General features: G+C 53.5%; 21 protein-coding genes. 8 read left to right on the forward strand and 13 right to left on the reverse strand.

Annotated elements, in window-relative coordinates; genetic code table 11:
- The first annotated feature begins 5 nt into the window (after positions 1-5).
- Positions 6-665 (forward strand): bifunctional tRNA pseudouridine(32) synthase/23S rRNA pseudouridine(746) synthase RluA, encoded by a 660-nt coding sequence (rluA, locus tag LH22_RS18480; protein ID WP_038649115.1) that lies wholly within the window; start codon positions 6-8, stop codon positions 663-665.
- 66 nt (positions 666-731) lie between these two features.
- Here the strand turns inward: rluA and djlA are convergent, their stop codons facing one another.
- Complete coding sequence (djlA, locus tag LH22_RS18485; RefSeq protein ID WP_034826068.1) at positions 732-1,544, reverse strand: co-chaperone DjlA; 813 nt, start codon at positions 1,542-1,544, stop codon at positions 732-734.
- Between the two features lie 181 nt (positions 1,545-1,725).
- Here djlA and lptD point away from each other — a divergent pair, with 181 nt between their 5' ends.
- Genes lptD through apaH form a run of 6 tightly spaced genes read left to right on the forward strand, consistent with a single transcriptional unit; the run spans position 1,726 to position 8,556 of the window.
- The gene (gene lptD / locus LH22_RS18490) at positions 1,726-4,104 is read left to right on the forward strand and encodes an LPS assembly protein LptD (RefSeq protein WP_038649118.1); all 2,379 of its coding nucleotides are present in this window, start codon (positions 1,726-1,728) and stop codon (positions 4,102-4,104) included.
- A gap of 54 nt (positions 4,105-4,158) precedes the next feature.
- A complete protein-coding gene (gene surA, locus LH22_RS18495; RefSeq protein WP_038649120.1) occupies positions 4,159-5,454 on the forward strand; it encodes a peptidylprolyl isomerase SurA in 1,296 nt (431 codons plus the stop codon).
- Complete coding sequence (pdxA, locus tag LH22_RS18500) at positions 5,444-6,436, forward strand: 4-hydroxythreonine-4-phosphate dehydrogenase PdxA (protein ID WP_038649123.1); 993 nt, start codon at positions 5,444-5,446, stop codon at positions 6,434-6,436. The genes surA and pdxA overlap by 11 nt, the downstream gene beginning before the upstream one ends.
- Positions 6,429-7,253: a 16S rRNA (adenine(1518)-N(6)/adenine(1519)-N(6))-dimethyltransferase RsmA gene (gene rsmA / locus LH22_RS18505; RefSeq protein ID WP_034826076.1), complete on the forward strand. Its 825-nt coding sequence runs from the start codon at positions 6,429-6,431 to the stop codon at positions 7,251-7,253. Before pdxA ends, rsmA begins: the two co-directional genes overlap by 8 nt.
- Before the next feature lie 4 nt (positions 7,254-7,257).
- Positions 7,258-7,635: a Co2+/Mg2+ efflux protein ApaG gene (gene apaG, locus LH22_RS18510; protein ID WP_034826077.1), complete on the forward strand. Its 378-nt coding sequence runs from the start codon at positions 7,258-7,260 to the stop codon at positions 7,633-7,635.
- 51 nt (positions 7,636-7,686) lie between these two features.
- Positions 7,687-8,556 carry a bis(5'-nucleosyl)-tetraphosphatase (symmetrical) ApaH gene (gene apaH / locus LH22_RS18515; RefSeq protein ID WP_038649126.1) on the forward strand — a complete coding sequence of 290 codons (870 nt, stop codon included), beginning with the start codon at positions 7,687-7,689 and terminating at the stop codon, positions 8,554-8,556.
- Between the two features lie 184 nt (positions 8,557-8,740).
- Here the strand turns inward: apaH and folA are convergent, their stop codons facing one another.
- The 10 genes from folA to ribF all read right to left on the reverse strand — a co-directional run bounded on the left by folA (position 8,741) and on the right by ribF (position 22,486).
- The gene (gene folA, locus LH22_RS18520; RefSeq protein WP_038649129.1) at positions 8,741-9,220 is read right to left on the reverse strand and encodes a type 3 dihydrofolate reductase; all 480 of its coding nucleotides are present in this window, start codon (positions 9,218-9,220) and stop codon (positions 8,741-8,743) included.
- A gap of 287 nt (positions 9,221-9,507) precedes the next feature.
- Positions 9,508-10,653, reverse strand: a complete 1,146-nt coding sequence (locus LH22_RS18525) for a porin (RefSeq protein WP_038649132.1) — start codon at positions 10,651-10,653, stop codon at positions 9,508-9,510.
- A 240-nt stretch (positions 10,654-10,893) separates the two neighbouring features.
- The gene (gene carB, locus LH22_RS18530; protein WP_038649136.1) at positions 10,894-14,118 is read right to left on the reverse strand and encodes a carbamoyl-phosphate synthase large subunit; all 3,225 of its coding nucleotides are present in this window, start codon (positions 14,116-14,118) and stop codon (positions 10,894-10,896) included.
- Between the two features lie 13 nt (positions 14,119-14,131).
- Entirely contained in the window at positions 14,132-15,280 is a 1,149-nt protein-coding gene (carA, locus tag LH22_RS18535) for a glutamine-hydrolyzing carbamoyl-phosphate synthase small subunit (protein WP_038649138.1), read from the reverse strand.
- Positions 15,281-15,751: 471 nt separating this feature from the next.
- A complete protein-coding gene (gene dapB, locus LH22_RS18540; protein WP_038649141.1) occupies positions 15,752-16,567 on the reverse strand; it encodes a 4-hydroxy-tetrahydrodipicolinate reductase in 816 nt (271 codons plus the stop codon).
- Between the two features lie 222 nt (positions 16,568-16,789).
- Complete coding sequence (ispH, locus tag LH22_RS18545; protein ID WP_034826097.1) at positions 16,790-17,743, reverse strand: 4-hydroxy-3-methylbut-2-enyl diphosphate reductase; 954 nt, start codon at positions 17,741-17,743, stop codon at positions 16,790-16,792.
- Complete coding sequence (gene fkpB, locus LH22_RS18550) at positions 17,724-18,194, reverse strand: FKBP-type peptidyl-prolyl cis-trans isomerase (RefSeq protein ID WP_034826099.1); 471 nt, start codon at positions 18,192-18,194, stop codon at positions 17,724-17,726. The genes ispH and fkpB overlap by 20 nt, the downstream gene beginning before the upstream one ends.
- 3 nt (positions 18,195-18,197) lie before the next feature.
- Positions 18,198-18,701, reverse strand: coding sequence for a signal peptidase II (gene lspA / locus LH22_RS18555; protein ID WP_038649144.1), 504 nt, complete (start codon positions 18,699-18,701; stop codon positions 18,198-18,200).
- Positions 18,701-21,520 carry an isoleucine--tRNA ligase gene (gene ileS, locus LH22_RS18560; protein WP_038649147.1) on the reverse strand — a complete coding sequence of 940 codons (2,820 nt, stop codon included), beginning with the start codon at positions 21,518-21,520 and terminating at the stop codon, positions 18,701-18,703. Before ileS ends, lspA begins: the two co-directional genes overlap by 1 nt.
- A gap of 27 nt (positions 21,521-21,547) precedes the next feature.
- Complete coding sequence (ribF, locus tag LH22_RS18565) at positions 21,548-22,486, reverse strand: bifunctional riboflavin kinase/FAD synthetase (protein WP_034826105.1); 939 nt, start codon at positions 22,484-22,486, stop codon at positions 21,548-21,550.
- Between the two features lie 318 nt (positions 22,487-22,804).
- Here ribF and rpsT point away from each other — a divergent pair, with 318 nt between their 5' ends.
- The gene (gene rpsT, locus LH22_RS18570) at positions 22,805-23,068 is read left to right on the forward strand and encodes a 30S ribosomal protein S20 (protein WP_034826107.1); all 264 of its coding nucleotides are present in this window, start codon (positions 22,805-22,807) and stop codon (positions 23,066-23,068) included.
- 164 nt (positions 23,069-23,232) lie between these two features.
- Here rpsT and nhaA read toward each other — a convergent pair whose 3' ends face one another.
- Positions 23,233-24,411, reverse strand: coding sequence for a Na+/H+ antiporter NhaA (gene nhaA, locus LH22_RS18575; RefSeq protein WP_038649150.1), 1,179 nt, complete (start codon positions 24,409-24,411; stop codon positions 23,233-23,235).
- Between the two features lie 267 nt (positions 24,412-24,678).
- A complete protein-coding gene (gene dnaJ / locus LH22_RS18580; protein WP_034826114.1) occupies positions 24,679-25,824 on the reverse strand; it encodes a molecular chaperone DnaJ in 1,146 nt (381 codons plus the stop codon).
- Between the last annotated feature and the right edge of the window lie 43 nt (positions 25,825-25,867).

A 25,867-nucleotide genomic window follows, 5' to 3' on the forward strand; every position in this document is an offset into this window, starting at 1 on the left:
ACGACATGTTGATGGAAGCCTACAATCCGCCGCTCGAACCCTGGCTACATATTCTGTATCAGGACGAGCACATTATGGTGGTCAACAAGCCAAGCGGGTTGTTGTCGGTGCCGGGCCGGCTGGAGGAGCACAAAGATAGCGTGATGACGCGTATTCAACGTGATTTCCCCCAGGCGGAATCGGTGCATCGACTGGATATGGCGACCAGCGGGGTGATCGTGGTGGCACTGAATAAAGCCGCAGAGCGCGAGTTGAAGCGGCAGTTCCGCGAGCGTGAGCCGTCAAAGTACTATGTGGCGCGCGTTTGGGGTCATCCAGCCGCGGAAGAAGGATTGATCGATCTGCCGCTGATTTGCGACTGGCCCAATCGCCCTAAGCAAATGGTGTGTTTCGAGAACGGCAAAGCGGCGCAGACGGAATATCAGGTGCTGGAGTACGAAGCCAGCCACAGTGCCCGTGTGCTGCTCAAGCCGATTACCGGGCGCTCGCATCAGCTGCGCGTGCATCTACTGGCGCTGGGTCACCCGATTTTGGGCGACCGCTTTTATGCCCATGATGAAGCGCTGGCAATGGCGTCGCGTCTGCAACTGCACGCGGAGTCATTAACCATTACCCATCCGGCGTTTGGCAATAGCATGACGTTCAAGCAGCCAGCAGATTTTTAATCTGCAGGTCATAAAAAAGGGCCGTCAATAATGACGACCCTTTCAGTTTACGCTCAATGTCTCAGACTATTTAAATCCCTTCTCTTTACGAATCAAATCGTAAGCTGCCTGAATCTCTTGCGCCTTCTGCTTCGCCATCTCCATCATTTCTGGCGGTAACCCTTTCGCCACCAGTTTGTCCGGATGGTGCTCACTCATCAGCTTGCGGTAGGCTCGTTTAATTGTGGTGCTGTCGTCACTGCTTTTTACACCCAGCACACTACAGGCATCATCCAGCGTCGGTCCGCGTTTCGCCTGTTGATAAGCACCGCCATATGAGGAGCCACCGCCACCAAATTGTTGCCCACCTTCCATCATGCGCAGGAACTGATCGAACTGTGCCCGCGAGATGCCCAGCTCTTCCGCAATCACATACAGCACCTGGCGTTCATTGGGATGCAGCGAACCATCCGCAAATGCCGCCTGAATCTGAATTTCCAGAAACATCCGAATCAGATCAAAACGGCCAAAGCAGGCACTGCGCAGTTCACGTAACTTATTACGCAGCGGATAGTCACTTTGTTTGCCTTCGCGGAAAGCGCGCTGTGCTGCCGTGCGGGCATCGCCATGCAGTTGCATACGATCCATAAATAAGGAGGCAATCTGGATATCTGCCTCGGTGACGCGCCCTTTTGACTTGGTCAAATGACCCATCACCTGAAAAGTGGTACTGAAAAACAGCGTCTGTCGCGCCTGATTATTGGCGAAATAGCCCTGTCCTTTTACGCTGCGCACTTTGTCAAACATATGACCAATGATCAGACCCAGTACAATGCCCCAGAAGCCTGCTCCGGAAAGTAAGCCGAGAGCCAGACCAATAACTTTTCCCCAGTAGCGCATAAACTCCTCAATTCGCCATGCTTGCGGCTGAAAATTGCATTATCATACCTTTCATTTACTTCAGTGCCTAACAGCAACGCGATCAGACAAGGATTAACACTGGCACAACGCCGGGCAGTAAGTTAGTCTCTGAGCCGATTGTCGGCATGATGCCCGTTCTCATGGAAATCCCGAACCGCGTATGAAAAAACAGATACCCACCCTGCTGGCAACCATGATTGGTGCAGCGCTCTACAGTCAGCAGTCATTCGCCGACGATCTGATGTCGCAATGTATGCTGGGCGTGCCGAGCTACAACCGTCCGCTGGTCAGCGGCGACACCAATTCGTTGCCTGTCACCATCAACTCTGACTCGGCCAAGGGTAACTACCCGAATGATGCGGTATTCACGGGCAATGTTGATGTGCAGCAGGGCAACAGCCGCTTACGTGCCGATGAAATGCAACTGCATCAGCGTCAGCAGGATGGACAGACAACGCCAGTGCGCACCGTGGATGCGCTGGGTAATGTGCACTATGACGACAACCAGGTCATCCTGAAAGGTCCGAAAGCCTGGTCCAATCTGAACACCAAAGACACCAACGTGTGGAACGGTGATTACCAGATGGTGGGCCGTCAGGGCCGTGGCGTCGCCGATCAGATGAAACTGCGCGGCAATAACCGTTATACCATTCTGGAAAACGGCAGCTTTACCTCCTGTTTACCGGGTTCCAACAGCTGGAGCGTCGTCGGTTCCGAAGTGATCCAGGACCGCCAGGAAGAAGTGGCGGAGATTTGGAACGCACGCTTTAAACTCGGCAATGTGCCAGTATTTTACAGCCCTTATATGCAGTTACCGATTGGCGATCGCCGTCGCTCCGGTTTCCTGATCCCGAATGCCAAGTACGGTAGTAATAACGGCTTCGAATTTATGCTGCCGTATTACTGGAACATCGCGCCGCAGGCCGATGCCACGATTACGCCGCATTACATGAGCAAACGTGGTCTGCAATTGCAGAACGAATTCCGCTATCTGACCGTGTTTGGTGCCGGTTTGATGGAACTGGATTATCTGCCTTCCGATAAGCAGTACGATAACGACAAAGCGGTGCGTGGCATCGCCGAAAATGATAACTCTGACCGTTGGCTGTTCTACTGGCAGCATGCTGGCGTTTACGAGCAACACTGGCGCTTCAACGCCAACTACACCAAGGTCAGCGACCCGTATTATTTCAACGATCTCGACTCGAAGTACTACAACTCCACTGATGGTTATGCGACGCAGAAATTCAGTTTTGGCTACGCGGATACCAACTGGGACGCCACGCTGTCGACAAAAGATTTCCAGGTATTTGGTAACACAGATTCGACTAACGTCTATCGTGCCATGCCACAGCTCGACCTGAACGCCTATCAGAACGATATTGGACCATTTGATGGCCACATCTACGCGCAGGCAGTGAAATTCACTAACGTGAATAGCAAAATGCCTGAAGCAACGCGTCTTCACATTGAGCCAACATTAAACTTACCGCTGTCTAATGGCTGGGCCAGCCTGGATACCGAAGCAAAATTCCTCGCAACGCACTATCAGCAGGACAATATTGATCGTTATAACAATAACGAAATCTCTAATATTTCCAGCAACGGTAACCAATTAGATAGCTCCGTCAACCGCACTCTGCCACAGTTCAAAGTGGATGGCCGTCTGATATTTGACCGCGATATGGATTGGGAGCCGGGTTACACGCAAACGCTGGAACCGCGTGTGCAGTACCTGTATGTCCCGTACCGTAACCAGAGCAATATCTATCCGTACGACTCGACTCTGCTGCAAACCGACTACACCGGTCTGTTCCGCGATCGTACTTATAGCGGCCTGGATCGCATCGCATCGGCTAACGAAGTCTCAACCGGCGTGACCACGCGAATTTATGATAACGATCTGGTTGAACGTTTTAACGTTTCTGTAGGTCAAATCTACTCGTTTACCCCGTCTCGTACCGGCGTAAACCAGACAAATGATGATGATGACACCGGCAGCCTGGTGTGGGCGGGTGACACCTACTGGAAAATCAGCGATCGCTGGGGCGCACGCGGCGGACTGCAGTATGACACCCGCCTCGATAACGTCGCCCAGGGCAACGCTATCCTGGAATACCGTCAGGATGCGGATCGGATGGTGCAGCTGAGCTACCGTTACAGCAGCCCGGAATATGTGGCACAAGCGTTGAACAACGCCAGCTTGCTGACGAACCCGATCTACAAAAACGGGATTTCACAAGTCGGTGCGACCGCGAGCTGGCCAATTGCTGATGCCTGGTCACTGGTCGGCGGTTATTACTACGATACCCGCAACAGTCGTCCGGCTGAACAACTGGTAGGCCTGCAGTACAGCTCGTGCTGCTACGCCATTCGTCTGGGTTACGAGCGCAAGATCAACGGCTGGGAAAACAACGACAGTAAGTACGACAACCAAATCTCATTCAACATTGAGCTACGTGGTCTGAGTTCTAACTATGGCTTAGGCACCAATGAAATGCTGCGTCAGGGCATCATCCCTTACCAGCGCGCTTTCTGATGTTGTGATATTTGACAGGCTATCCCGCAGTGCGGAAACAACAATGGATAAAGTATGAAGAACTGGAGAATGCTGATTCTTGGTGTAGCGATCACCGCTAACACTGCGTTCGCAGCCCCACAAGAGGTTGATAAAGTTGCTGCCGTCGTGAATAACGGCGTGGTACTGGAAAGTGACGTTGATAACATGATGCGCACCGTGAAATCACAGGCGCAGCAGGCTCATCAACAGTTACCTGATGACAAAACCTTGCGTCATCAGATCCTTGAGCGTCAGGTCATGGATGCCATCATTCTTCAGATGGGCGAGAAAGCCGGCTTGCAGGTCAGCGATCAGCAGTTAGATCAGGCCATTCAAAATATCGCCGCACAAAATAAGATGAGCATGGACCAGTTGCGTAGCCGCCTGGCCTATGACGGAATGAACTACAACGCTTACCGTGCGCAGATCCGTCAGGAAATGCTGATCTCTGAAGTGCGTAATAACGAAGTGCGCCGCCGTGTCACCATCCTGCCGCAGGAAGTGGATGCGCTGGCAACGCAGATTGGTTCTCAGAACACTCAGGGTACCGAACTGAACGTGAGCCAGATCTTGCTGCCGCTGTCAGAAAATCCGACGCAACAGCAGGTTGACGATCAGGAAGCGCTGGCGCGTCAATTAGTTGGTCAACTGAAAAGCGGTGCCGATTTCGGCAAAATGGCAGTGACTTACTCTGCCGATCCGCAAGCGCTGAAAGGCGGCAACATGGGTTGGGCAAAGATTGAAGAGCTGCCTACCCTGTTCTCGCAAGCGTTGAGCACCGCGAAGAAGGGTGACATTGTCGGCCCAATCCGCTCTGGCGTTGGCTTCCACATTCTGAAAGTGAACGACCTGCGCGGTGAGAGCAAAAACATCTCTGTCACCGAAGTGCATGCGCGTCACATTCTGCTGAAGCCTTCTCCGATCCTCACTGACGCGCAGGCACAAGCGAAGATCGAGCAGATTGCTGCAGATATCAAAAGTGGTAAAACCACCTTTGCCGCCGCAGCAAAACAGTTCTCTGACGATCCGGGTTCAGCCAATCAGGGCGGCGATCTCGGCTGGGCAACCCCGGAAATCTACGATCCAGCCTTCCGTGATGCGCTGCTGAAGCTGCAAAAAGGCCAGGTCAGCGAGCCGGTACACTCATCCTTCGGCTGGCATTTGATTCAGTTACTGGATACCCGCCAGGTTGATAAAACCGATGCGGCGCAGAAAGAGCGTGCTTATCGTCTGCTGTTCAACCGTAAATTTGCCGAAGAAGCACAAACCTGGATGCAGGAACAACGCGCCAGTGCTTACGTGAAGATTCTGGACAGCAATGGTCAGTAATTATCGTGTGGTGATCACCCCCGGCGAACCCGCCGGGATTGGTCCTGATCTTACCGTTCAACTGGCTCAGCTCGACTGGCCAGTTGAACTGGTGGTCTGTGCCGATGGCCATGTGCTGCGTCAGCGCGCCCAGCAACTGGGCTTACCGCTGACGCTGCGCGATTACCAACCGGGTGTTGCGGCACAAGCACAGCAGGCCGGTACGTTAACGCTGCTGCAGGTTGATACTGCGCAGCCGGTCACGCCCGGTGAATTAACCGTCGCGAATGGGCATTACGTATTGGAAACGCTGGCGCGTGCCTGCGATGGTTGCCTCAACGGTGAATTTGCCGCATTGATTACCGGACCGGTACACAAAGGCGTCATCAATGACGCCGGCATTGCGTTTACCGGTCATACCGAATTTTTCGCCGAACGCGCGGGTGGCGATCGCGTCGTGATGATGCTGGCCACCGAAGAGCTGCGTGTCGCCCTCGCGACCACGCATTTGCCGTTGAAAGATGTCGCTGACGCCATTACTCGCGACTGTCTGCATGAGGTCATTACGATTCTGCATCAGGATTTACAGCAGAAATTCGGTTTACCGCATCCCCATATCTTCGTCTGCGGCCTGAACCCGCATGCGGGCGAGAGCGGCCATATGGGCCGTGAAGAAATTGATACTATTATTCCGGCACTCGACGAACTGCGTCAGCAAGGTATTCAGCTCACCGGCCCGTTACCGGCTGATACGCTGTTCCAGCCGAAGTATTTACAGCATGCTGATGCGGTCCTGGCGATGTATCACGATCAGGGCTTACCAGTGCTAAAATTTCAGGGGTTTGGTCGCGCGGTGAATATCACCCTTGGCCTGCCCTTTATCCGGACTTCTGTCGACCATGGTACCGCGCTGGAATTAGCCGGTCAGGGCAAGGCGGAACCGGGCAGCTTTATCACGGCGCTTAATCTCGCCATCACTATGATCAAGAGCAGTAATGAATAATCGCGTCCATCAGGGGCATTTTGCCCGTAAACGTTTCGGGCAGAACTTCCTGAACGATCAGTACATTATCGACAGCATTGTCTCCGCTATTCACCCGCAGAAGGGAGAAGCGATTGTGGAGATTGGTCCCGGCCTTGGTGCCTTAACTGAACCGGTGGGCGAACGCCTTGATGAACTGACCGTTGTAGAGCTGGACCGCGATCTGGCTGCACGTTTGCAGACCCATCCGTTCCTCGGACCAAAGCTGACCATTTATCAGCAAGATGCCATGACTTTCGATTTCTCGGCGCTGGCGCAGGAGAAAGGTCAGCCACTGCGTGTCTTTGGCAACCTGCCGTACAATATTTCGACCCCGCTGATGTTCCACCTTTTCAGCTATACTGGTTCGATTAAAGACATGCACTTCATGCTGCAGAAAGAAGTGGTAAACCGTTTGGTTGCCGGACCAGGCAGTAAAGCCTATGGCCGCCTGAGCGTGATGGCGCAGTACTATTGCCAGGTGATTCCGGTGTTGGAAGTACCACCCGAATCCTTTACGCCTGCGCCAAAAGTCGATTCCGCCGTGGTGCGTTTGATGCCTTACCCAGAGCCGCCTTATCCGGTGAGCGATATTCGCCTGCTGAGCCGCATCACCACTGAAGCCTTTGGTCAACGCCGTAAAACCCTGCGTAACAGCCTTGCACATATGTTTACTGCGGGTGCGTTGGATGAACTAAACATTGATGCCTCGCTGCGTGCTGAGAATGTCACCGTGGCGCAGTATTGCCAATTGGCGAACTGGCTGGGTAATCATCAGGCTGAAACCCCGGAGAAATAAGTGTATGAGTGAACTGGCCCGCGTCTGTATTCATGTATTGAGTCAATATGTGGAATCACAATCCTTGCCCGACGAGGATCGTTACGTGTTTGCCTACACCATCACCATACGTAATCTGGGACGAAATAGCGTTCAACTGCATAGCCGCTACTGGCTTATCACCAATGGCAACGGTCGTGAGACTGAAGTTCAGGGGGAAGGTGTGGTTGGCGAGCAACCGCACATTGCCGCTGGCGGTGAGTATCAGTACACCAGCGGTGCGATTCTTGAAACCCCAATGGGCACCATGCAAGGTCACTATGTGATGATCGACGATGAAGGTGAAGAATTTCACGTCGACATTCCGGTGTTCCGACTCGCCGTGCAAACCCACATACATTAATCCCCCTCCGCCCGGCCTGTCCGGGCGGCGCGTTTTGATCGGACTGACGTAATGAGTACATACCTGATTGGCGATATTCACGGCTGTTATGACGAGCTACGTGCGCTGCTGGCGCAGGTTGATTTCGATCCGCAGCAAGACGAGCTTTGGCTCACCGGCGACTTAGTGGCGCGTGGCCCGGGTTCGCTGGATGTGCTGCGCTATGTGAAATCGCTGGGAGATTGCGTGCGACTGGTGCTCGGCAATCACGATCTGCATCTGCTGGCGGTTTATGCGGGCATCAGCCGTAACAAACCTAAAGATCGTCTGACGCCATTGTTAGAGGCGCACGACGCTGATGAACTGATCAACTGGTTACGTCGCCAGCCGCTGTTACAGGTAGATGAAGAGAAAAAGCTGTTGATGGCTCATGCGGGTATCACACCGCAGTGGGATCTCGACACGGCAAAACTCTGTGCGCGTGAAGTTGAAGCCGTACTGGCCAGCGACACCTATCCGCTGTTCCTGGATGCGATGTACGGCGACATGCCGAACAACTGGACGCCGGAATTGAGCGGATTGGCACGTCTGCGCTTCAGTACCAATGCTCTGACGCGCATGCGTTTCTGCTTCCCCAACGGTCAGTTGGATATGATTTGCAAAGAAGCCCCCAACTCTGCGCCACCGCCATTAAAACCCTGGTTCCTCGTTCCGGCCAAAATCGGCCGCGACTATACGCAGGTGTTTGGCCACTGGGCTTCGCTGGAAGGTAAAGGGACACCTGAACACATAATCGGACTGGATACCGGTTGCTGCTGGGGCGGAACGCTAACGCTGCTGCACTGGGAATCACAACGCTATTATGTGCAGGCCTCCAACCGCGAAAAGGCGATGGCAGAGAGTGCCGCCAGCGCACATCCGCCATTGAGCGACATGCATTAATAAATGCCCCGGCCAATTAACCATTGCCGCAGATCATAAACAAAAAGCCCCGCAAATTGAGCGGGGCTTTTTTTCTTTCGCCATAATCGATGGTGCTGAGATTTCCCGGTCGCCGAAATGGCGACACTACGACGATATGGCACAGTCTTCGTCAGGGGCGCATTGACGCGCACCGGGATAAACATCAACGGCGATCTAAAATCTCAAAGCAGTAGCTGTGCGAGTTTTGTGCATCGGCGTCATGAAACTCGCTAAAGGTCGATTGCCACTCATCCGGCTCGTAATCCGGGAATTGGGTGTCACCTTCGACTTCGGCATCAATGTGTGTGAGATACAAACGATCGGCACGCGCCAGCATCTGTTCGTAAATGCGACCGCCACCGATCACCATGACCTCTTCCACGTCTCCCGCCGCTTTCACTGCTTCGTCCAGTGAAGTCACCCAGGTCACGCCGTCATGGGTGCCAGGCTGGCTGCTCACCACAATATTTAAACGTCCCGGTAGCGGGCGGCCGATTGATTCAAAGGTCAGACGCCCCATAATCACCGGCTTATTCAGCGTATTACGTTTGAACCACGCCAAATCAGCAGGCAGGTTCCATGGCATGGCGTTTTCCATACCAATAATGCGATCGGCTGCCAGTGCTGCGATCAGACTAATCATGTTAAAAGACCTACAGGAAAAAAATTGGCGCCATCATACGTAAAGGCGAAAGTTTCGTCGATAGGCCGCCCCCGCTATTTGCGTAAAGCTCCTATGCGACCGCATTTTTGTTATTGGACAGAGTTTTACACCGACTTTCCCACCATACATGGAAATAGACGCCAGATTAGTCCAGCTGAACGCTACAACTCAGGGCGAAATGAGGCTTTGACGTGATGGAGTGTAAAGAAAACCGCACTGTCTGCGACAAAGAAAAACGGCTCCCGCAGGAGCCGTTGTCACTTCGATTAGAAATCGTAGCGCAGACGCACCAGGTTCATATTACCCAGTGATTTGTCGGTGCTTGAGGTGATCACGTATTCGTAGTCCACCTGGAAGCCGTAATCCAGTTTAGTGCTGATACCGACACCATTGTCGATACGTTTGTAGTTACGTCCATTGACGAACTCCAGACGGTCGCCCATGAAGTATGGCTGGATCGATTTAACCGCATACTGATCGATAGCGAATTTGTAGCCCGCGAAGTATTCAACGCCCCACGCATCATCTGCGAAGTAGTTGTTGACGTTCTTCACTGTGGTTGGGGAGAAGTTCTGGTACCAACCCGCACCGGCAGACAACGTCCAGCTATCAGGTTTCCAGCTCAGCGCGGTACCGTAGATGTTCTGGTTGTAATCTTTGTCATCGCCATTGGCCGCATTACGCATGGTGGCGCGCGTATAGTTCCACGCGGTGCCCCATGTTAAATCTTTCGTGATGTGGTAATCGATACCCAGTGAACCACCGCTCTTACGCTTATAGCGCAGGCTGTTGTTCTTCTGCAGCAGTTCATTATCTGCAAACAGATAAGATGCATAAACATCGACGTCGCCGAAGGTGTTTTTGTACTTCAGCATCTTACGTGAACGGTATGAACCGTCGTAATCGCCGTTGATACCATTGCCCGGTGCCTGAGCCAGCATGTCGTAGTCCCAGATATCGGTCTTCGCGCCAACCACATCATAGTAAACGCTGTTCTGCTGACCAAAGGTCAACTGACCCCAGGTTTTGCTTTTCAGACCGGTATACAGCTGGCGGCGCGTGGTGTTGTTCTGGCCATCGGCATAGTGGTGATCCCAACCCCACCAGGCCGGGAAGTTCACGCCCAGCTCGTAGTAGCTGACCCAGCTGATGTCATCAAACAGGTAGTAATCAGCGGAGAAACGGAAACGTGAACCGCCATCGTAGCCGTTACGTTTATACGATTGGTCACTGACACCAGCCTGATGCTGGAACTGAGGACGAATACTGCCGCCGACTTTGAAATCAAGACGACTAAGTGGATCGCCCGCCTGCGGATCCTGCTTCAGCAGGGTAATTTCCGCCTGGCTGGCGAGAGGCGCAGCAACTAATAACGCAGCCACTGCGCTGAGGGTGAAAGCACGCATTTTCATTTTTTATATCCCAGTTAAGGTGAGCGCTCTATTGATGAGCGCTCAAGATAGTACGGTGCGCTTACCGGGATCGTATTTATAAATTTGTGCGGATAATCCGAGGTGTAACCGTTATCGCATCAACTGATAAAAACTATGTCAAATCAATAGATTTTTCACACATAACCTTATTCAACCAATGATAAACAGGCGAAAAAAAACGGCTCCCGAGGAGCCGTTTTCAGTCGGTCAACTTATTGATTAACCTTTGATTTGCGCATGCATTTCCTGCACTGAAATCACTTTCTCAGTCGGGTCGGCATTCAACGCCATCGCCGTAGCAAATCCACCGTTCAGCGTGGTGTCATAATGCACTTTATATTGCAGCGCACTGCGGCGAATCAGTTTGGAATCTTCAATCGCCTGACGACCCGCGGTGGTATTGACGATGTAGGTGTACTCACCATTCTTCAGACGGTCCTGAATGTGTGGACGACCTTCATGCACCTTGTTAACCAGACGTGGGTTGATACCGGCTTCACCCAGCACCACAGCGGTACCGTGTGTGGCATCTAACTCGAAGCCAAACTTCTGCAGCTTCGCCGCCAGGTCGACGATACGTTTCTTATCACCTTCACGCACTGACAGTAGCGCACGACCGGTTTTCTTCATGTTGCTCTGCGCACCCAGCATCGCTTTGGCAAACGCCTCAGCGAAGGTACGGCCGACACCCATCACTTCACCGGTAGAACGCATCTCTGGGCCAAGAATCGGGTCAACACCCGGGAACTTGTTAAACGGCAGCACCACTTCTTTCACCGAGTAATACGGTGGAATGATTTCTTTCGTGACGCCCTGCTCAGCCAGGGTTTTACCTGCCATCACGCGCGCAGCCACTTTCGCTAAAGGTACGCCGGTCGCTTTAGACACGAATGGCACGGTACGCGCCGCACGTGGGTTCACCTCAATCAGGTAAACCTCGTTGTCCTTCACTGCGAACTGCACGTTCATCAAACCGCGTACGTTCAGCTCGAAAGCCAGTTTCTCGACCTGTTGACGCATCACGTTCTGAATTTCAGTGCTCAGCGTATAAGCCGGCAGTGAACAAGCGGAGTCACCTGAGTGAACACCAGCTTGTTCGATGTGCTCCATGATGCCGCCAATCAGTACGCGCTCACCGTCGCAAATCGCATCCACGTCGACTTCCACTGCATCATCCAGGAAGCGGTCCAGCAGTACCGGTGCATCATTGGAAACAGAAACCGCGGTCTGGAAGTAACGCTTCAGGTCGATTTCATCATAAACGATTTCCATCGCACGGCCGCCCAGCACATAAGAAGGGCGCACCACCAACGGATAACCGATACCTGCGGCTTTCTCAACGGCTTGCTCCAGCGTAGCCACGGTGGCGTTAGCCGGCTGCTTCAGGCTCAGGCGATCAACCGCCTGCTGGAAGCGCTCACGGTCTTCAGCGCGGTCAATCGCATCTGGGCTGGTACCAATCACGGGTACGCCTGCCGCTTCCAGCGCACGAGCCAGCTTCAGCGGGGTCTGGCCGCCGTACTGCACGATGACGCCTTTAGGCTTCTCGATGCGCACGATTTCCAGCACGTCTTCCAGCGTTACCGGTTCGAAGTACAAGCGGTCGGAGGTGTCGTAGTCAGTCGATACGGTCTCTGGGTTACAGTTCACCATAATGGTTTCGTAACCGTCTTCGCGCAGCGCCAGCGCCGCATGTACGCAGCAGTAATCGAACTCGATACCCTGACCGATACGGTTTGGACCGCCGCCCAGAATCATGATTTTGTCACGATCCTGGTTTGGATTCGCTTCGCACTCTTCTTCATAAGTGGAGTACATGTAAGCGGTATCGGTGGAGAATTCTGCCGCACAGGTGTCTACGCGTTTGTAGACTGGGTGCAGGTTGAACTGCTGACGCAGCTTGCGAATTTCGCTCTCTGCCACGCCTGCCAGGTTTGCCAGACGCACGTCAGCAAAGCCTTTGCGCTTCAGTGCACGCAGGAAATCGGCGTTCAGTGAGTTAACACCTTCACGCGCAACCTGCTCTTCCAGGCGCACCAGCTCTTCGATTTGCACCAGGAACCAGCGGTCAATGTTGGTCAGGTTGAACACGCCATCCACCGACATACCGGCACGGAACGCATCGGCGATGTACCAGATACGGTCAGAACCCGCATCTTTCAGCTCACGGCGGATGCGGGTCAGCGCTTCGGCATCATCCAGATCCACTTTCGGGTCGAAGCCGTTTGCACCGACTTCCAGACCGCGCAGCGCTTTCTGCATTGATTCCTGGAAGGTGCGGCCAATTGCCATCACTTCACCCACAGATTTCATCTGCGTGGTCAGGCGGTCATTGGCGCCAGCGAACTTCTCGAAGTTGAAGCGAGGAATCTTGGTCACAACGTAGTCAATTGACGGCTCAAACGACGCCGGCGTACGACCGCCGGTGATGTCATTCATCAGTTCATCAAGGGTGAAGCCCACCGCCAGTTTCGCGGCGACTTTTGCAATCGGGAAACCGGTGGCTTTGGAGGCCAGCGCTGACGAGCGCGACACACGCGGGTTCATCTCGATAACAACCAGACGACCATCTTTCGGGTTGACTGAGAACTGGACGTTAGAACCGCCGGTTTCAACACCGATTTCACGCAGTACCGCCAGCGAGGCGTTACGCATGATTTGGTATTCTTTATCCGTTAGGGTTTGCGCCGGTGCCACGGTGATCGAGTCACCGGTGTGGATACCCATCGCATCGAAGTTTTCGATTGAGCAGACGATGATGCAGTTGTCGTTTTTATCACGCACCACTTCCATCTCGTACTCTTTCCAGCCAATCAGCGACTCATCAATCAACAGCTCATTGGTAGGGGACAGATCCAGGCCACGCTCGCAAATCTCTTCGAACTCTTCGCGGTTGTAAGCGATACCGCCACCCGTCCCGCCCATGGTGAAGGAAGGACGAATGATGCACGGGAAGCCCACATCTTCAGCCACGGCCAGTGCTTCTTCCATGGTATGCGCAATACCAGAGCGAGCAGTACCCAGACCGATACTTTTCATCGCTACATCAAAGCGGCGGCGGTCTTCGGCTTTATCGATGGCGTCTGCGGTCGCACCAATCATGGTGACACCAAACTCTGCCAGTACACCCTGACGTTCCAGTTCCAGCGCGCAGTTCAGCGCTGTCTGGCCGCCCATGGTCGGCAGAACCGCATCCGGGCGCTCTTTTTCGATGATCTTACGCACCACTTCCCAGTGAATCGGCTCGATATAGGTCGCATCGGCCATTTCCGGGTCGGTCATAATGGTAGCCGGGTTGGAGTTCACCAGAATGACGCGGTAACCCTCTTCACGCAGCGCTTTACACGCCTGTGCACCGGAGTAGTCAAATTCACATGCCTGGCCGATAACGATCGGGCCAGCGCCAAGGATCAGGATGGATTTTATGTCTGTACGTTTTGGCATCGTGGGCTCCTGATTACTTCGCGTTAGAACGGTAAGCTTCGATCAGTTCGATAAAGTGATCGAACAGCGGCGCCGCATCGTGCGGGCCTGGGCTCGCTTCAGGGTGTCCCTGGAAGCTGAAGGCCGGTTTATCTGTGCGGTGAATACCTTGTACCGTCTGGTCGAACAGCGACACATGCGTGACACGCAGATTCGCTGGCAACTGGCTGTCATCAACCGCAAAACCGTGGTTCTGCGCGGTAATCATCACCACATTGTTGTCGACATCTTTGACCGGATGGTTGCCGCCGTGGTGGCCGAGTTTCATCTTGATGGTTTTCGCACCGCTTGCCAGTGCTAGCAGCTGATGGCCAAGGCAGATACCGAACACCGGAATATCGGTTTTCAGGAACGCCTGAATTGCATTGATGGCGTAGTCACACGGCTCCGGGTCACCAGGACCGTTCGACAGGAAGATGCCATCTGGATTCAGTGCCAGCACCTCTTCTGCGCTGGTTTTAGCCGGGACAACCGTCAAGCGGCAGCCACGATCCACCAGCATACGCAGGATGTTGCGCTTAGCGCCGAAGTCGTAGGCGATAACGTGGAACGGCAGCTCTGCAGCCGTTTTCTGCTCAGGCAAATCCCCTTCCAGGGTCCAGCTACCCTGCTGCCACGCGTAAGTTTCTGCGGTGGTCACTTCTTTTGCCAGATCCATTCCTTTCAAGCCCGGGAACGCCTGCGCCTTTTGCAGCGCCAGTGCCGCATCTGGATTATCACCCGCAATAATGCAGCCACTCTGTGCGCCCTTCTCACGCAGCAAACGCGTCAGTTTGCGCGTATCAATGTCGGCGATACCGACAATGTTATTGCGCTGCAAGTAAGCTGAGAGGCTTTCTTCACTGCGGAAATTGCTGGTGATTAGCGGCAGGTCGCGAATAACGAGGCCTTGAGCATGGATTTGGCTGGATTCTTCATCGGCGGCATTAACGCCAACATTGCCGATATGGGGATAAGTGAGGGTAACGATTTGGCGGGAATAGGAAGGATCAGTGAGGATTTCTTGATAACCAGTCATTGACGTGTTGAAAACGACTTCCCCCACTGCCGACCCCGTTGCCCCGATGGCCCGACCGTGGAATTGGGTTCCGTCTTCCAGAACCAAGAGCGCTGACTTAATCAAAACATCCTCCAGGGAATAAACAGTCACAATATTTGCATATTAATTCAAAATACATGCCCGAATCAATGCAAAATCCGCCTGAATGCTCGAATTTTGGCAAATTGCGCGCATTCTAATGATCGACCTTCAGCTTGTCTACCCTGAGTGGCTATTTTTTTGTATTTTTAAGGCTGTTGAATGTTAAAAAGCGAGAAAGGCGATAAAAGAGTGAGATAAGTGAGGAAAATAAACGGTTGCTAAGCGGCAATAATCGCAAACACGTGCTACCACGCATAAATTTTTGACCAAATGGTCAAAAATCGCATCTTACTGACTTCTTAATAGACATAAAGCTTTTAAAATGGCCATCACAAGACAAAACAACAACCAAGCCATCATTTTAATAAGTAAAATAAAGGGCAATGATCACATTGCCCTATTCAATCATTATCTTACCGATTGAAATAACCACATCACGATGGTTCACAACACTCACAACATCGATAAATCCAGCACATCTCGCATATCATAGAGGCCAGATTTCTTGTTCTTCAACCAACTTGCCGCCTTAACTGCGCCATTAGCAAAGGTCATGCGGCTGGAAGCCTTATGGGTAATCTCTACACGCTCGCCAATATCAGCAAACATCGCGGTATGCTCACCGACGATATCGCCCGCACGCACGGTCGCGAAACCGATGGTCTGTGCTTTACGCTCGCCGGTATGGCCTTCGCGGGCGTAGACCGCGTGCTCGTCTAAATTCCAGTTCATCGCATCGGCAATGGCTTCGCCCATCGCTAACGCTGTACCTGATGGTGCATCAACTTTATGACGGTGATGCGCTTCCACGATTTCAATATCAGCATAGTCACCCATCACTTTGGCCGCTTGCTGCAGCAGATTCAGCACCAGGTTCACTCCAACACTAAAGTTCGCGGCAAACACAATGCCAATTTCTTCCGCAGCAGCGCGAATCGCTTCTTTGCCCGCTTCATCGAAACCCGTGGTGCCGATCACCATCGCTTTTTGATGCTCACGGCAGAACGCCAGATATTCCAGCGTGCCTTCCGGGCGAGTAAAGTCGATTAGCACATCAAAATCATTGACGACTTTCAGCAAATCATCGGTAACGGTAATACCGGTTTTACCGATACCAGCCAGTTCACCTGCGTCAGCGCCCAGCAGTGAGGAACCGCTGCGTGCCAGTGCTGCGCCTAACGCGACACCTTCCGCTTGCTGCACGGCCTGAATTAAATTGCGTCCCATGCGGCCCGGCGCACCAACGATAGCAATGCGGATATCACTCATAATTATTCATTCCTGATACAAATCTATGCATGCAAAGCGTAAACAGGTTAACGGTCAGATAACAGTCACGCCACAATAAAAAAGGGATAATAAGAATTTTATGCCAGCCGCCAAACATTATCAGTAAAAGCAATCCCACCTGCTGGAAGTGGTCTTTTTGGCGACGACAGATAAAGAAAAGGCCGAACGATGTCGGCCTGATTCTGTTTCGGTAGCAAACGCTTACTGGACGTTGCGCACTTCGACACGCAACTCTTTCGGCACTTCAAACACAATGTTCTCTTCACGGCCAATCAGCTCAATCGCGGCTTCGCCGCCATACTCTTTCAAGCGCTGAATCACCTGCTGCACCAGAATATCCGGTGCCGAGGCGCCCGCCGTCACACCGATGATCTGCTTGCCTTTAACCCACTCTTCCTGAATGTCATCCGCTGAATCGATCAGCTTCGCCAGTTTCCCCGCGCGCTGTGCCAGTTCGGCCAGACGGTTGGAATTAGAGGAGTTTTTCGAGCCAACCACCAGCACCACTTCCGCATCACGCGCCAGAACACGCACGGCTTCCTGGCGGTTAGTGGTGGCGTAACAGATATCATCTTTGCGTGGGCCAATAATTGCCGGGAAGCGCTGACGCAGTGCATCAATCACATCTGACGTATCATCAACCGATAAAGTTGTCTGCGTCATGAAGCACAGATTGCCTTCGTCCTTAACGCTCAGCTTGAACACATCTTCCGGTGACTCCACCAAATACATGCCACCGTTGGGGTTGTTGTACTGCCCCATGGTGCCTTCCACTTCAGGATGTCCGGCATGACCAATCAGAATGGCTTCCACACCTTTACGGCTGGCGCGCGCCACTTCCATATGTACCTTGGTCACCAGCGGACAAGTGGCGTCAAACAGCATAGTGAGATTGCGCGCCTTCGCTTCCGCCCGCACCGCCTGAGAAACGCCGTGAGCGGAGAAGATCAGGATGGCATCGTCTGGCACTTCACTGATCTCTTCAATGAAGATCGCTCCCCGATCGCGCAGGCTACTTACCACGTAGCGGTTATGTACCACTTCGTGACGCACGTAGATCGGTGCACCGTACATCTCCAGCGCGCGCTCCACAATACTGATGGCGCGATCCACGCCTGCACAGAAACCGCGAGGGTTAGCTAACAGGATTTGCATCGCTGGCCTCCAGCACCGGGTCAATCTCCAGCACTTCAATTTCAAACTGAATGCGCTGGCCGGCCAACGGATGGTTAAAATCAACGGTGATAGAGTCACCGGAAATTTCACGGATCACACCCGGCATCTCGCTGCCACCTCTGCCGCTGAACAGCATGATGGAACCGACTTCAGGTTCGCCAGCATCTTTAAAGTCACGGCGCGAAAAGTACTGAACCAGGTCCGGACTGGTGCCACCAAAGGCATCTTCCGGTGCCAGCGTAAAGGCATGCTTATCGCCGACTTTACGTCCTAACAGTTCCTGTTCCAATGCACCCGACAAGCTGCCATCTCCCAGACGGAACAGCGCTGGTTTGCCGTTGGCGCGTGTGGATTCCGCTGTTGAGCCATCTTCCAGCTTCAGCGTGAAATGCACCAGCAACGCGCTATCGCGCTGTACGGACTCAGTCATTTGTTACCCTTTCTCTTTGACCTGTTTGTCTTTCGGCGTGAGGAATCCTTCCAGCACCACCAAGGCCGCACCAATACAGATGCCGCAGTCAGCGATGTTGAAGGTGGCAAAATGCCAGTCACCAACGTAGAAGTCGATGAAATCCACCACGAAGCCGTGATATGCACGGTCAAACAGGTTACCCAACGCCCCGCCGATAATCAGCGCGTAGGCAATATTGGTTAATTTGTTACTTGCACGGTTGCGATACATCATCACCACTAGCGCGACCACAATCGCAATCGCGATGCCGGCAAAGAACCAACGCTGCCAGCCACCTTTATCCGCCAGGAAGCTGAACGCCGCGCCATAGTTGTGCGCGTAGAACAGATTCAGGAACGGTATCAGCGGCTGTGTTTCATGCAGCATCATGTTGTTCATGATCCACTGCTTGCTGGCGAAATCGACCACGATCACCACCAGCACCAGCCACAACCAGCGCAATCCGGTAGAGCAGAGTTTACTCATCAGGCAAATTTCCGCACTTCACCGTTGCCGGCTACGTTGGTGTAACAACGTCCACAGACCGCAGCATGCTCCGGATTCTGGCCAACGTCAGTAGTGTAATGCCAGCAACGCGGACATTTCTCGCCTTCTGCTTTATGCAGTGCGATTTTCAGACCTTTCAGTACTTCGCTCTGCTGCGCTTCATCGCTGGCAGTGGCGTAATCCGCCACCGTCGCGCCGGAAGTCAGCAAGACAAAACGCAACTCATCGCCCAGCGCCTGCAGTTTAGCGGCCAGTTCAGCATCCGCGTAAAGCGTTACTGCGGCTTCCAGTGCGCCACCGATACGTTTATCGCTGCGCGCTTGCTCGATCACTTTGTTGACTTCGCCGCGCACTTTCAGCAGCTCATCCCAGTAGGCGTCATTCAGTGCTTCGTTATCCGCCAGACCAAACAGGCCTTCATACCACTCTTCAGTGAATACGTATTTAGCACGTTCACCCGGCAGGTAGCCCCAGATTTCATCAGCAGTGAAGGACATGATTGGCGCCATCCAGCGCACCAGCGCTTCAACGATGTGCCACAGCGCGGTCTGGCAACTACGACGCGCGAGGCTGTCACCTTTCGCGGTGTACTGACGATCTTTGATCACATCAAGATAGAACGAGCCCATTTCGATGGAGCAGAAGTGCATCAGACGCTGCACCACTTCATGGAAATCGTAGTTCTCGTAAGACTGGACGATGTCTTGCTGTGCAGCCAGCGCACGGCCAACCGCCCAGCGATCGACCACCACCATCTCTTCGGGTTTCACGCAATCGGTCGCCGGGTTGAAGCCCGCGAGGTTTGCCAGCAGGAAGCGCGCGGTGTTACGGATACGGCGATAACTGTCAGCGGCACGCTTCAGGATCTCATCGGACACCGCCATTTCACCGGAGTAATCGGTTGAGGCGACCCACAGACGCAAGATATCCGCGCCCAGTTTGTCCATCACATCCTGCGGAGCCACGGTGTTGCCGATGGATTTCGACATCTTGCGGCCCTGACCGTCCACGGTGAAACCGTGCGTCAGTACCTGACGATAAGGCGCTTTGCCTTTCATCGCCGTCGAAATCATCAGCGAAGACATGAACCAGCCACGATGCTGATCTGAACCTTCCAGATACATATCCGGCGCATGGCCGCCAAATTCTGGGCGCGCATCGACCACGGAGTAGCTGGTTGAGCCTGAATCGAACCACACATCCAGTGTATCCGGCACTTTGACGTAGTTGTCAGCGTCGTCGCCCATCAGATCGCGCGGGTCGAGATCCCACCATGCCTGAATGCCATCCTGCTCTACGCACTTCGCGACTTTTTCCATCAGCTCCAGCGTATCCGGATGCAGCTGCTCGGTCTCTTTGTGCACGAACAGCGCCATCGGCACGCCCCAGGTACGCTGACGTGAGATACACCAGTCTGGACGGTTCGCCACCATCGCTTCGATACGCGCCTGGCCCCAATCCGGGATCCATTGCACGCCTTTGATCTCTTTCAGCGACTGCGCTCGCAGGCCTTTCTGATCCATGCTGATGAACCACTGAGGGGTAGCACGGAAGATGATCGGGGTTTTGTGGCGCCAGCAGTGCGGATAGCTATGCAGCAGTTTTTCAACGTGCAGCAGTGCGCCTTTCTCTTTCAGCAGCTCAACGATCATGTCGTTGGCTTTAAACACGTTTACGCCGTCCAGCGTTGGATAGGTGCCTGGCAGGTACGCGCCATCTGGACCGACAGGGTTAGCGGTTTCCAGACCGTATTTCTGGCCGATCACATAGTCATCCGGGCCGTGTCCAGGTGCGGTATGCACTGCACCGGTACCCGCTTCCAGCGTAACGTGCTCGCCCAATACGACTTTTGACTGGATCTGCTCAAGGAACGGATGCTGGAACAGCTGCAGCTCAAGTGCTGCACCGTTGCATTCGCCCAGTACCGTCCACTCAGCGATGCCCGCGCGCTTCATCACGCTCTCAACCATCTCTTTGGCGAGGATCAAGCTGCGGCCTTCGATTTGCAGCAGCTGATATTCAAATTCTGGATGCAGTGAGATGCCACGGTTGGCCGGCATGGTCCACGGGGTGGTGGTCCAGATAACCAGAGAAACCGGGCCTTCAGAGGCTGCAACGCCAAACTTAGCGCGTACCGCATCAGCATCAACGGCGTTAAACATCACATCGATGGAAGGGGAGGTTTTGTCGTAGTACTCCACTTCCGCTTCAGCCAGTGCTGAACGGCAATCCATGCACCAGTGCACCGGTTTGGCGCCTTTGTGCAGGTGGCCGTTGCCAATAATTTTACTCAGCGCACGAATGATGTTGGCTTCAGTTTTGAAGTCCATAGTCAGGTACGGACGATCCCAGTCACCCAGTACGCCCAAACGGATAAAGTCTTTCTTCTGGCCTTCAACCTGCTCAGCAGCATAGTTACGGCAGGCGGCACGGAATTCCGCAGCGGAGACTTTCTCGCCCGGTTTACCGATCATCTGCTCAACTTTGTGCTCAATCGGCAAGCCGTGGCAGTCCCAACCGGGTACATACGGCGAGTCGTATCCCGCCATGCCTTTCGACTTAACGATAATGTCTTTCAGAATCTTGTTAACGGAGTGACCTATATGAATGCTGCCGTTCGCGTACGGAGGGCCATCATGCAAAATAAAGGTTTTTTTCCCTTTTTTGGCTTCGCGGATGATGCCGTACAGGTTGTCATCAGTCCAACGTTGCAGCATTCCCGGTTCGCGTTTGGCCAGATCGCCACGCATCGGGAACCCCGTTTCCGGCAAATTCAGGGTAGATTTATAGTCACTCATCAGATTCTCGGTTCCGTATTTCGGTCATTAAGCCGGTGCGTTAAGCCCAAAAAATTGGCGGGCCGTCACCACATCTTTCGCAATTTGTTCTTTCAACGCGTCCAGCGAAGCGAAACGCTGTTCGTCGCGAATCTTCTGTTTCAGCACCACCTCAATGTGGTGGCCATAAAGATTCATATGTGTGTCAAGCAGGTGAACTTCAAGCTGCTGACGCAGACCTTTTACCGTCGGACGTGTGCCAATGTTGGCCACGCCAGCGATGGGCTTGTCGCCCAGGCCTAACACTTCTACCGCAAACACCCCTTTCACCGGCGTTACTGTGCGGCGTAATGGAATGTTAGCGGTGGGGAAACCAATGGTGCGCCCCAGTGCATCACCGTGCACCACGCGCCCTGAAATGCTGAATGGATGGCCCAGCAGCGCTTCTGCCTGCGCAAAATCATCCTGTGCCAGTGCCTGACGTACCGCCGTGCTACTGATACGCGCACCGCCATCACAATAGGTCTGGGTGCTGATGACGTCGAAGCCATACTCGACACCGGCTTTCTGTAATAACAGGAAATCCCCCTGGCGACCAGCGCCAAAGCGGAAATCATCACCCACTGCGAGAAACTTCACGTTGAGTTTATCGACCAGCAGTTCAGCGATAAAACTTTGTGCGGAGTGTGCCGCAAAACGGCGATCAAAGCGGACGCAGAGCACCGCATCAACACCTGCCTGTTCGAGATACTTCAGCTTCTCGCGCAAACGCGTCAGGCGTGCCGGGGCTTTGTCACCGGCAAACAATTCAAGTGGTTGCGGTTCAAACAGCATCACCACCACCGGCAGATTGCGTTGACGTCCTTCAGCAATCAACTCCGCCATCAATGCCTGGTGGCCGCGATGTACGCCGTCAAAATTGCCAATGGTCAGGACGCAGCCGCGATGCTGCTCTTTCAGATTATAAATACCGCGGATAAACTTCATGGCTGACTCAAACCGGTGGAAATCGGCGGATTATACCCTTGAATGGCCTTCAGGTTAACCCGTCTGCGTGCCTTTCCTGCGTATGGTGCAGCTTAATGCGCACGCAACCCATTGCTCAGGCAGGTAATGAAGATTTTTAATGCGAAATACTGTATTCAGCGACGTGTTGCTGGTAGAATCCTGCGCCATCAATTACGTAATCAAGCGCCGTTGCTAAAACGACGCTTATTTGCACAAATCCATTGACAAAAGAAGGCGCAAAAGGCATAGTCCTCGGCCTTTGATTTGTCCATATAGATCACATTTGGGAGTTGGACCTTGGCTAATATCAAATCAGCTAAGAAACGCGCCGTAACATCTGAGAAACGTCGCAAGCATAACGCAAGCAACCGTTCAATGATGCGTACTTTCATCAAGAAAGTATACGCGGCTATCGCAACAGGCGACAAAGCTGCTGCGCAGAACGCATTCAACGAAATGCAACCAATCGTGGACCGTCAGGCTGCTAAAGGTCTGATCCACAAAAACAAAGCTGCACGCCATAAAGCAAACCTGGCTGCACAGATCACCAAACTGGCTTAATCGCCTGTTAGGTTATCGCTTTGTCGAAAGAACCGGCGCTTAGCCGGTTTTTTTATGCCTGCGATTTATGCTCTTCCCGTAAAGCCTTTTCCAGATGCGCATGAATGCGCACCCGACGACACCTTGTAAGGTCACCATTTATGGCGACCACAAGTTACCGTTTCTTAACGCAACTTCACTCGCAACAGTGTATAGCCAATCACTGCTGACAGTAGCGATCCACTCAGAATTCCCAGTTTCGAGAATGTCACCAGCTGCTCATGCGCGGCATCGAAGGCCAGCGAGCTGATAAATATCGACATGGTGAAGCCAATACCACAAAGCACACCTATCGCCATGATATCGCGAATGGTGGTACCGCCTGGCAACACTGCCAGCCGCCATTTCACCGCCAGCCAGCAGAACAGCGTGATGCCCAACGGCTTCCCAATCAGCAGCCCCAGAATGATGCCCAGCGGCTCTGGTGACAGCACATCGCCGAAGGTAATGCCACTCAGTGAAATCCCGGCATTAGCGAAGGCAAACAGCGGCAGGATCAGCCAGTTCACCCAAGGCATCAGACCGTGTGCCAGGTGCTCCGCAGGTGAATGCCCTTCTTTCTCTTCTAATGGCACAAAGAAACCGACCACTACGCCTGCCAACGTGGCATGCACGCCTGATTTCAGCACCGCCGTCCACAATACGATGCCCACTAACATATACACCGCGATGTTGCGTACACCACAGCGATTAAGGATAGCCAGCACAACAATTGCGCCTGCTGCCACGCTGAGCGACAGCACGGAAAGATCGCTGGTGTAGAACAGCGCAATAATCACGATAGCGCCGAGATCATCGATGATCGCCAGTGCCATCAAAAATACTTTCAACGCCGTTGGCACTCGGCTGCCCAGCAGTGCCAGCACGCCAAGCGCAAAGGCAATGTCGGTGGCGGTGGGGATCGCCCAACCGTTGCGTGCAATCGGATCGCCATGGTTAAAGAACAGGAAGATCAGTGCGGGCGCGACCATACCGCCCAGCGCCGCAATCACCGGGAAGATAGCCCGGTCACGGCTTGCCAGTTCGCCAGTAATCAACTCACGCTTCACTTCCAGGCCTATTACCAGGAAAAACAGCGCCATCATGGCATCGTTAATCCACAGCAACAGGTTTTTGCTGATATCCAGCGCACCAAAGCGAATCTGTACCGGTTCGGCGAGGAAAGATTGATAGCCACCGGCGGTAGACGGATTGTTGGCGAGAATCATCGCAGCGACCGCTGCCAGAATTAGCACGATACCGGTACTGGCATCGCTCTCAATGAAGCTCTTCAGTAAGCTTCGAAGACTACGGGGTTTGTTCACAACTCCTCCTGAGTAGGGACATGTCGCCCGGTAGTTTAGCGGCGGAATCATCTGGTTAAAAGCAGCTTATGGCTCGTTCATCGTACGATAAAGCCCTACAACTTAGCCTAGACCCTAGCCGAACCTTTCACTGCGCTTATTTTGATGACACCACAGGCGAACATAGCACAGAGATGAGGTGCACAATTAAAATCCTGCCTTGTGGCATTACAGCCATAAAAAAAGCGGAGAGTCGCCTCTCCGCTTTAGGGTGAACCATTGACCCGATTAGCGGGTCAGATCGTCAAAGAACTTTTTCACACCGTCGAAGAAGCTTTTGGAGCGCGGGCTGTTTTTCTCACCCGTTGGGCCACCAAAGCTCTCTTCCAGCTCACGCAACAGCGCTTTCTGTTTGTCGTTGAGGCTAACTGGGGTTTCCACCACCACACGACACAGCAGATCGCCCACCGCGCCACCGCGCACTGACTTCACGCCTTTACCGCGCATGCGGAACAGCTTGCCGGTTTGCGTTTCAGACGGCACTTTCAGCTTCACGCGACCATCAAGGGTAGGCACTTCGATCTCGCCGCCCAATGCTGCCATCGCGAAGTTGATCGGCACTTCACAGTACAGGTTGTTATCTTCACGCTCGAAGATCGGGTGTTTCTTCACCGAGACCTGAACGTACAGATCGCCCGCTGGCGCACCGTGTTCACCCGCTTCACCTTCGCCGCTCAGACGAATGCGATCGCCGGTATCCACGCCTGCCGGGATTTTCACCGACAAGGTTTTCTGGCGTTCAACGCGGCCATGACCATGACAGGCATTGCACGGATCTTTGATCACCGAGCCACGACCGTGACAGGTCGGACACGCCTGCTGTACGGTAAAGAAGCCCTGACGCATCTGCACCTGGCCTGCACCGTGACAGGTCGAACAGGTTTGCGGCTGAGTACCCGCTTTCGCCCCGCTACCGTGGCAGACATCACACTCTTCCAGGGTTGGAATGCGGATCTCTTTGGTCACGCCGCGTACCGCTTCTTCCAGCGACAGCTCCATGTTGTAGCGTAAATCGGCGCCACGGGCAGCACGCTGACGGCGTCCACCACCAAAAATATCGCCAAATACGTCGCCAAAGATATCGCTGAAGTCAGCACCGCCGCCGCCAAAGCCGCCGCCACCGAATCCACCACCGCCCATGCCACCCTGTTCGAAGGCTGCATGGCCGTACTGGTCATAGGCCGCACGCTTTTGCGCATCGGTCAGGACTTCGTAGGCTTCTTTAATCTCTTTAAACTTAGCTTCGGCTTCTTTATTGTCCGGGTTACGGTCCGGATGGTATTTCATCGCCAGGCGCTTGTAAGCCTTTTTGATTTCACGCTCATCTGCGGATTTAGAGACGCCTAAGATCTCGTAAAAATCACTCTTAGCCATTTTGTTCTGCCCTTAACATGATCGCACGGGCGTGGAGAGATCT

This window comes from Pantoea rwandensis, assembly GCF_000759475.1.
GTDB classification, from domain to species: domain Bacteria; phylum Pseudomonadota; class Gammaproteobacteria; order Enterobacterales; family Enterobacteriaceae; genus Pantoea; species Pantoea rwandensis_B.

Bases quoted from the DNA above. Each gene is read 5' to 3' on its own strand.
- rluA (WP_038649115.1), top strand. From the start codon at position 6: ATGTTGATGGAAGCCTACAATCCGCCGCTCGAACCCTGGCTACATATT.
- djlA (WP_034826068.1), bottom strand. From the start codon at position 1,544: ATGCGCTACTGGGGAAAAGTTATTGGTCTGGCTCTCGGCTTACTTTCC.
- lptD (WP_038649118.1), top strand. From the start codon at position 1,726: ATGAAAAAACAGATACCCACCCTGCTGGCAACCATGATTGGTGCAGCG.
- surA (WP_038649120.1), top strand. From the start codon at position 4,159: ATGAAGAACTGGAGAATGCTGATTCTTGGTGTAGCGATCACCGCTAAC.
- pdxA (WP_038649123.1), top strand. From the start codon at position 5,444: ATGGTCAGTAATTATCGTGTGGTGATCACCCCCGGCGAACCCGCCGGG.
- rsmA (WP_034826076.1), top strand. From the start codon at position 6,429: ATGAATAATCGCGTCCATCAGGGGCATTTTGCCCGTAAACGTTTCGGG.
- apaG (WP_034826077.1), top strand. From the start codon at position 7,258: ATGAGTGAACTGGCCCGCGTCTGTATTCATGTATTGAGTCAATATGTG.
- apaH (WP_038649126.1), top strand. From the start codon at position 7,687: ATGAGTACATACCTGATTGGCGATATTCACGGCTGTTATGACGAGCTA.
- folA (WP_038649129.1), bottom strand. From the start codon at position 9,220: ATGATTAGTCTGATCGCAGCACTGGCAGCCGATCGCATTATTGGTATG.
- LH22_RS18525 (WP_038649132.1), bottom strand. From the start codon at position 10,653: ATGAAAATGCGTGCTTTCACCCTCAGCGCAGTGGCTGCGTTATTAGTT.
- carB (WP_038649136.1), bottom strand. From the start codon at position 14,118: ATGCCAAAACGTACAGACATAAAATCCATCCTGATCCTTGGCGCTGGC.
- dapB (WP_038649141.1), bottom strand. From the start codon at position 16,567: ATGAGTGATATCCGCATTGCTATCGTTGGTGCGCCGGGCCGCATGGGA.
- ispH (WP_034826097.1), bottom strand. From the start codon at position 17,743: ATGCAAATCCTGTTAGCTAACCCTCGCGGTTTCTGTGCAGGCGTGGAT.
- fkpB (WP_034826099.1), bottom strand. From the start codon at position 18,194: ATGACTGAGTCCGTACAGCGCGATAGCGCGTTGCTGGTGCATTTCACG.
- lspA (WP_038649144.1), bottom strand. From the start codon at position 18,701: ATGAGTAAACTCTGCTCTACCGGATTGCGCTGGTTGTGGCTGGTGCTG.
- ileS (WP_038649147.1), bottom strand. From the start codon at position 21,520: ATGAGTGACTATAAATCTACCCTGAATTTGCCGGAAACGGGGTTCCCG.
- ribF (WP_034826105.1), bottom strand. From the start codon at position 22,486: ATGAAGTTTATCCGCGGTATTTATAATCTGAAAGAGCAGCATCGCGGC.
- dnaJ (WP_034826114.1), bottom strand. From the start codon at position 25,824: ATGGCTAAGAGTGATTTTTACGAGATCTTAGGCGTCTCTAAATCCGCA.